We start from the raw sequence: 7,470 nt of genomic DNA on the forward strand, positions 1-7,470 counted from the left end.
ACAGATAGACAAACCTGCTCCTCTCATTCGTTTGGCACTTTTTCGCAAAAATCATTCCACATCTCTAAAAATTCATATAACTCACCAATGGACAGCGGATTGGATACATAATATCCTTGGACAAAATCGCAACGTTGCTCTTCCAATATTTGATACTGTTTCTCTGTTTCCACCCCTTCCGCCACCACTTGAATTTGCAGGCTGTGCGCCATCATAATAATCGCTTTGACAATGGCCAAATCTTCTTGGTATCGAGATAATGGTTTGATAAAACTTTGGTCAATTTTTAATACATCAATCGGGAAACGATGCAAATAGCTTAATGAGGAAAATCCCGTTCCAAAATCATCGATTGCGATGCTGATTCCCATCGTTTTTAGCGTGGTAAGCCTTGCCACCGACTGTTCGGCGTGAGGCATGACGGCGCTTTCTGTCAATTCCAGTTCGATCGAGCGCGGATTCACGTTTACCGATTCTATCGTTTTTTGCAATTTCTCCAAAAAATCGATTTGTTGAAAATAGATCGGGGAAATATTCACGCTCATTTTCACATAAGGAAAATGCAATTGCAACTGTTTCAAATGTTCACATGCTTGCATCATAATCCAATCGCTAATCGGCGTAATTAACCCCGACTCTTCGGCAAGCGGAATAAACTTTCCCGGAGAAATAAAACCTTTTCCTGAATGTTTCCATCGAATCAGCGCCTCTACCGCGCGAATTTGTTTTGTTTTCATGTCTAGTTGCGGCTGATAGTAAAGTTCAAATTCTCCTCGGTCAAACGCTTTCCTCAATGCCGTTTCCAGTTGAAATAAATGTTTTCCATCGCTTCCCATTCCATCATGATATAACGCATACTGGTTTCTTCCGTTCTTTTTCGCTTGGTACATTGCGCGGTCCGCCATGCGTATCAACGTTTCTTTGTCCGTTCCGTCATATGGATAAACGCTGATGCCGATGCTAGTCGATATATATACTTCTTGATGGTTAAAATAAAACGGCCTTTTTAACGATTCAATGATTTTTTCCGCCATATATACCGCTTCGCGAATATGTTTTAAGTTTGGTAAAATAATAACGAATTCGTCCCCGCCAAATCTCGCGATCGTATCTTGTTTTCGCAACATCCCTTTAAGTCGTTGCGCCATTTCTTTCAATAACATATCTCCCATGCGATGGCCTAACGTATCGTTAATGTTTTTGAAGCGATCTAAATCTAAAAATAATAACGCAAATGACTGATTATGTTTTTTGGACATTCGAATAATGCTTTCCAATCGCTTTTCTAGCAAATAGCGGTTCGGCACGTTTGTTAATGGATCGTAAAGCGCGAGTTTCGTCAATTGTTCCATATTTCGTTTATGTTCGGTAATGTCAGAAAAAATCGCCACATAATTTGTCACATTCCCTTTTTGATCCTTTACTGCACTAATCGTCAACCATTCCAGATACAATTCCCCATCTTTCCGCTTATTCCATATTTCCCCTTTCCACACCCCATATTGTTTGATGTCATTCCACATTTTTTCATAAAATTGTTTATCATGCATTCCCGATTGCAAAATGCGCGGATTTTTGCCAATGACTTCGTCGGCGCTGTATCCGGTAACGATTTCAAATGCCGGATTAACGAATAAAATGTTATTTTGCGCGTCCGTAACAATCATGCTTTCGCTGGAATATTCGAGAATGTTTTTGGCGATTCCGGCAAATGTATGTATATCTATTAGCTTTTGATAATGATCATACACTTTGATCCCTCTCCCTTTTATCGCTACTAGCAATATAAAACGTATTCATATTGTGATTATAGCGATTTTTGCATGGTATATGAAAGCAAAATATAAAAAAGCTCTCCTTTACGAAAGGAGAGCTTTTTACGAAATATCCAGACGTTAATAATGTTCTGTAAGCCATGTTCTGTACCTTCGTACTGCAAGCGGCTTGTCGCCTCGTACTCCGGCGGTAATCATCTATCTACAGATGGAAAAAATTCCATCTGTCCTTCCCTCCGTTCATTTCCTTCGGGAAGGTGCCCCTACCATCATTTGGGTTTCTCGCTCGTGGGGTTTACCGCGTTCCACCTCTAAGGTTTCCCTTAGAGCTGCGTCACTGTGGCACTTTCAGGGTAATCGAACCATATCCCGCAAGCGGGACTTAGGTTCTTTCCCCGCCGTCAGCCCAGCGTTGCGCCAGACTGCCCTAGCTTATGGTTTCGCTAGGCACGAACACTACGGGCATCTCAGCACCGTGCGAGCATGGACTTTCCTCTACGGCAACGCTGCCGCAGCGATTACCCGAACATTATTAACGTCTTGTGCACATTGTAGTATAGTTTATTTTGCGAGTGATTTCAATAGAAAATTTTCTTCCTATATGTATTTCATCAATAAACATTACTTTGCATTCGTCCTCATAAAAAATCAATCGTATAATTTATCGCCAAATACGTGCTTTTCCAAATTGGATAATCGCCGCAAAATATCATAATTTGTCGTTCCTGCCTGCACAGGCGGTCGTTTTTGCAGTTCTTCCACTTGCCGCTTCAGACGTGCGTTTTCTTGTTGCAACTGCTCAATTTCTTGTTGAAACGTTTCATAATCTTTAATAATGATGTCCAAAAATTGGTCGACTTCGTCTTGATTGTACCCCCGCATGCTCACTTTAAATTCTTTTTCTAAAATATCTTTTGGCGTTAATTTAATACGACCGGCTAACATCGCTTTCACCTCAATTTCACATTCCGCTATTGTCTTTACTTTATTTTTTCAGAAATCCAATCGATTGTCAATTTGCGCTTCACGGATTCGCGCTTCTTCTATAATAGCTTGTAAATCAAAAAACGTAATGGGAAAAACGGCGCAATTTTCTTTTTGCAACTTCTAACATATATCAGAATCCTTAAAAAACAGGAACCGCCTTGACGGTTCCTGTTTTGCCACGGTTAATACCCCCATGGAAACGGACCGGGGCCTCCGCAAAAAATTTGCTGGTTCGCTACTTGGTTGACAACTGACTCCGTATGCGGGAAATAATGCTGATGTTGGAAAAGATGATGGTTGACATGTGTCGTATGAGATGGATGAACGTGTGGTACGACCGTTGCTTGGAAATGGTGCTGCACATAACATCTCGGTGGATGAACAATCGGCCCCACTACATGCGGTATGCAATGCATATCCCATTCTCCTTTCTTTTCATAGGCTTATATTTTACAATACTAGCCTATGATGAAAGGAGCGGACATGTACTAGTGTAGATACCCATTTTTCCATACTCGTCTATAACGAGCTGCTAAATTACGTCAAATTTGTAAAAACAACAAACGTCAAGCAGATGATGATAAAAAACAAATAGAAAATTTTTTTGTACATGCTCCGCATCGTTTTCTCCCCGCCATCGCTTTTGTTTTTTATCTATCCCGAAGCAATTGTACATATTTTTCATCTTTTCTACAAGATTCGCAATAGAAAAATAAAAACTTTTTTATTTTTTGTCACATCCTGCGCTTTCCACGGAAATATTTTAATGACTTAATTTCCGCTTGAGTCGTTCGATACGCTTGATTAACTCCATCTCCTGCGCATCATCCCGTTGCTTGTAGGAGCGGGACAATGCTTTCCAACGTTCATATACGCTAATGGCGTAGCGATGAGCTGCATGGACATCACGGAAATGATGTTCGTACGCTTTTGCGAGTTCAATTCCGACCTTTATTTTCCAAGTATCATTGCCATGCTGCCATAATTGTTCCCATATTTCCACGGCATCTTTATACCGTTTTTCTTTTTTATATAACAGCGAGAGCTGCCATTTAGCCTGCCAAGCTTCTTTTGTTTCTTTTTCGATCACACGTTCATACACGCTTTTCGCGGCGTTCGTTTCTCCCAATGTCTCAAGCCAACGAGCTGTCTCCAGCTGCTCCGATGCATCTTTTAGCTGCGGCGCTTCTAGCAGCTGTTTCGATAAATGAATATAGAGGCAAATTAATGACAACACATCAAGTTCATTATGGCGAAGCACCGGGAAAATCCGGTCAGGATGCGGTGTTGATAAAAAATCCATGTACATCATCGGCGCCAAAAAGCCAGGAACATCTTTTTCGCGCTCAATTTGCAATATTTCTTTTTCGACGTTGGAAAGGCGAACTGACTCCAATTTTTGTTTCCACATTCTCTTTGCCGCATGATATAAATCAAAATGGCCGAACGCCGGCAATTTCGGGACAGCATCGCGAATGAGCGTATGGCGCGTCTTGACTTTCGGCCAATCGAACGCTTTTCCGTTATATGTAACAAGCGTCGTATAATCGACTTCCGACAAAAAACTTTGATACAACGCCACTTCCGCCCCCGGATGCGGCAAAAAATGCTGGCGGACGACAACCCGGTCAGCGTATACGCGGGCATGGCCAAGCAAAAAAATGAAATGGCCCGTCCCGCTGCTAAGCCCGGTCGTCTCCGTATCAAAGAAAAATAAATCGCACGCTTCATGCCCTTTGCTTGACAATGGGTGCGCGAAAGAAGCGTCTTGCCAACGTTCATGAATATGATGAAGCTCCCCGAGCCGATACCGCCCATGCTGATAATCCAATGGATATACTACTTCGCGAACCAAGCAATAGTCCCCGTCAAAAAAGAACGGTTGCACATTTTTCCGCCGCCACTCATCAAGAAACGGAACGTCTTTTTCTCGTTGCTCCTCAAGGGGCGCGCTGGGCGGTTTTTCCTGAACGGAAGCACGGGATGCCAACTGCTCTTTCCATCTTGCTAATTTTGACTTCATGGACATCTTATTTCATCCCTTCACTCGCTTGCTAACAGTTTATGCAAAAATGCGATCACGTTTTTTTTCACGGAATGATTGCCCGCTTCAATTACCCCGATGCAAGAAGGGCAGCCATTTTCGCACGGACAGCGTTCGATGAAATGTTTCACTTCTTTCATGATTTCATCATACCGCTCAAAAACCGCTTCCGATAAACCAACGCCGCCCGGATAACGATCGTACAAAAAAATCGTTGGCATTCCGGAATGTAGTGCTTTCATTTGCGGCACAACGTGAATATCGGTGCGGTCGCACATGACAAATATCGGTACGAGATGGCGAAGCACATTGGAAATGCCAACAAGCGCTTGTTCCACGAGCGGCGCGTCCATTTGCGCCAGCTCTTCGCCGAGTTCGATCCATGTCGCCGTCGTATGCAGCTCTTCTTCCGGCAAATGGATCGGCCCCGAGCCGATGTTTTCAAACGTAGACAATTTAATTTTTTTAAAGATGGTCGCCATCGCGCGCACCGAAACGTCGCCGTAATGCAGGCTCAGCTTCGGTCTTTGTTCGTTGCGGTCTTCTTCCAATACATGAAGCTGTACAGCTAAATTGGCATCCGTAAAATATTCGACGTTCACTTCGCGGACGTATGCCTTTTTTTCTTCCCAATCGAGTTTTTCCACTTGATATTGCACGCCCTCATGAAGGTAAATCGCCTCTTCGTGCAATAGCGTCATCGCGCTGAACCGGTCCATCTCGCCGATGACGCGGTGATTGCCGGTTTCGGAAATATCGATAATGACGACGTTTTCTTGCGATGCGGAACGCAAGCTAATGTCATGCGCTGGAAACGCGTCGCTCATCCAGTACCATTTGCCGGCACGGTGATGCAATACTTTTTGCTCTGTTAAAAATTCAAGCACTTCGTCAACTTCCACGCCGCCAAACTTCTCGCCTTGGCGAAACGGAAGTTCATATGCGGCACATTTCAAATGGTCGACGAGAATAAGGATATTGTCGGGATTAATCCGCGCCGTTTCCGGAGAGCGCTGAAAAAAATACTCCGGATGTTGTACGATATATTGGTCAATCGGATTGGAGCTCGCCACCATAATGACAAGGGAATCGCCATGGCGTCGGCCGGCTCGCCCTGCCTGCTGCCAAGTGCTTGCGACCGTACCGGGATACCCAGTCATAATACATACTTGCAACTGGCCAATATCGACGCCGAGTTCGAGCGCGTTCGTGCTAACAACTCCGATAATTTCCCCGCTGCGCAACCCTTTTTCGATTTCCCGTCTTTCTTTTGGCAAATAACCGCCGCGATAGCCACGAATCGTTTTTCGATCTAATTGATCTTTAATCAGCTCTTGAAGATGGCTTAAGATCAGCTCGACACGCACACGGCTACGGGCAAATACAATCGTTTGAATGCCGTTTTCCAAAAACTGTTTTGCTAACCTGTTCACTTCGGCCGTAGCGCTTTTGCGAATATGAAGAGATGAATGAACAACCGGCGGATTATAAAAAACAAAATGTTTGCGTCCCCGCGGCGCCCCGTTGTTATCAATCAGCGTCATTTCTTCGCCGGTTAAGCGTTCCGCAAATTCTTTGCAATTGGAAAGTGTCGCAGAAGCACAAATAAAAGTGGGGCGGCTTCCATAAAACTCGCAAATGCGCTTCAAGCGGCGGATGACGTTTGCCACATGGCTTCCGAACACGCCGCGATATGTGTGAAGTTCATCGATGACGACATATCGCAAATTTTCGAATAGCGCCACCCATTTCGTATGATGCGGCAAAATCGCAGAATGCAGCATATCCGGATTCGTCATGACGATATGGCCGGCTTTGCGGATTTTTTGGCGAATGCTCGGCGGCGTATCGCCATCATACGTATAACTATGAATCGGAACACCCATTTCCTCAATAATTTCATGCAGTTCGCTTTTTTGATCTTGCGCGAGCGCCTTTGTCGGAAATAAATAAAGCGCCCGGGTATGTTCGTTTTCTGCGATCGCTTGCAGTACAGGCAAATTGTAACAAAGCGTTTTCCCCGAGGCGGTCGGAGTGACAGCGACGATATGCTTTCCGTTTCGCACCGCCTCAAAAGCAGACGCCTGATGTGTATAAAGAGAAGCGATGCCGCGTTTTTCAAGCGCTGTTCGCAAACGCAAATCAAGATGCTCTGGCATCGGGACCGTGTTCGCTTCTTGCGGTTCGATTTCGTGCCAATATACCACATTCGGATCATCGCGCAATTGTTCTACCAATTCGCGTAACGTTTTTTTCTTCATGATCGTTCACCTCAATGATTTCCTCTCTCTATTTTATAATAGAGGCATTGCCAAGAAAAATCACCATAAAAAAGCGAGTCAGTCAAGATTTTGTGGGAACTTTTTTGGTTCGCTAAAAAACAGGTGTAAGTCATAGGTTGGCGAACCATTTTTTTGAATTTCATCCGTAAGCGCTTTCGAACTCTCATCCCTTGTCATGACAGACGAATATGTATACCTTTTTTTACCATCCCTTGAGTTCAGACAGGGCATGATAGATCGGTGTCCCGGACGATTGCTGTAAATATGGCACGTTATTCCGCGTTACCTCCGGAAGAAGACGGCGGACATGTTGTTTCGCCTTGTTCACGATCGTCTGTTTGGTGGATGCCGTTTCCTCCGCTGGATGCGACGATTCTTCTCC

At 44.2% G+C, this 7,470-nt stretch carries 5 protein-coding genes, 1 other RNA gene and 1 pseudogene; all 7 read right to left on the minus strand.

Annotated features, from left to right (window positions below; translation table 11 throughout):
• Positions 1 to 23: 23 nt before the first annotated feature.
• Positions 24 to 1,751 carry a putative bifunctional diguanylate cyclase/phosphodiesterase gene (locus BM278_RS05765; protein ID WP_090948421.1) on the minus strand — a complete coding sequence of 576 codons (1,728 nt, stop codon included), beginning with the start codon at positions 1,749 to 1,751 and terminating at the stop codon, positions 24 to 26.
• Positions 1,752 to 1,904: 153 nt separating this feature from the next.
• Positions 1,905 to 2,305, minus strand: an RNA gene (gene rnpB / locus BM278_RS05770) — RNase P RNA component class B.
• A 118-nt stretch (positions 2,306 to 2,423) separates the two neighbouring features.
• Entirely contained in the window at positions 2,424 to 2,720 is a 297-nt protein-coding gene (gene gpsB, locus BM278_RS05775; protein WP_090948422.1) for a cell division regulator GpsB, read from the minus strand.
• 224 nt (positions 2,721 to 2,944) lie between these two features.
• Positions 2,945 to 3,178: a CotD family spore coat protein gene (locus tag BM278_RS05785; RefSeq protein ID WP_090948423.1), complete on the minus strand. Its 234-nt coding sequence runs from the start codon at positions 3,176 to 3,178 to the stop codon at positions 2,945 to 2,947.
• Positions 3,179 to 3,525: 347 nt separating this feature from the next.
• Entirely contained in the window at positions 3,526 to 4,791 is a 1,266-nt protein-coding gene (locus BM278_RS05795) for a ribonuclease H-like domain-containing protein (protein WP_090948424.1), read from the minus strand.
• Between the two features lie 14 nt (positions 4,792 to 4,805).
• Complete coding sequence (locus BM278_RS05800) at positions 4,806 to 7,067, minus strand: DEAD/DEAH box helicase (protein ID WP_090948425.1); 2,262 nt, start codon at positions 7,065 to 7,067, stop codon at positions 4,806 to 4,808.
• Positions 7,068 to 7,290: 223 nt separating this feature from the next.
• Positions 7,291 to 7,470 (minus strand): annotated as a pseudogene (locus BM278_RS05805) (UPF0236 family protein); the annotation flags it as partial.

The sequence above is a fragment of the Parageobacillus thermantarcticus genome (genome assembly GCF_900111865.1).
GTDB classification, from domain to species: Bacteria; Bacillota; Bacilli; order Bacillales; family Anoxybacillaceae; genus Parageobacillus; species Parageobacillus thermantarcticus.

What these genes read in the sequence shown, in the direction of transcription:
- gpsB (WP_090948422.1), bottom strand. Translation starts at nt 2,720, where the DNA reads ATGTTAGCCGGTCGTATTAAATTAACGCCAAAAGATATTTTAGAAAAA.
- BM278_RS05785 (WP_090948423.1), bottom strand. Translation starts at nt 3,178, where the DNA reads ATGCATTGCATACCGCATGTAGTGGGGCCGATTGTTCATCCACCGAGA.
- BM278_RS05795 (WP_090948424.1), bottom strand. Translation starts at nt 4,791, where the DNA reads ATGTCCATGAAGTCAAAATTAGCAAGATGGAAAGAGCAGTTGGCATCC.
- BM278_RS05800 (WP_090948425.1), bottom strand. Translation starts at nt 7,067, where the DNA reads ATGAAGAAAAAAACGTTACGCGAATTGGTAGAACAATTGCGCGATGAT.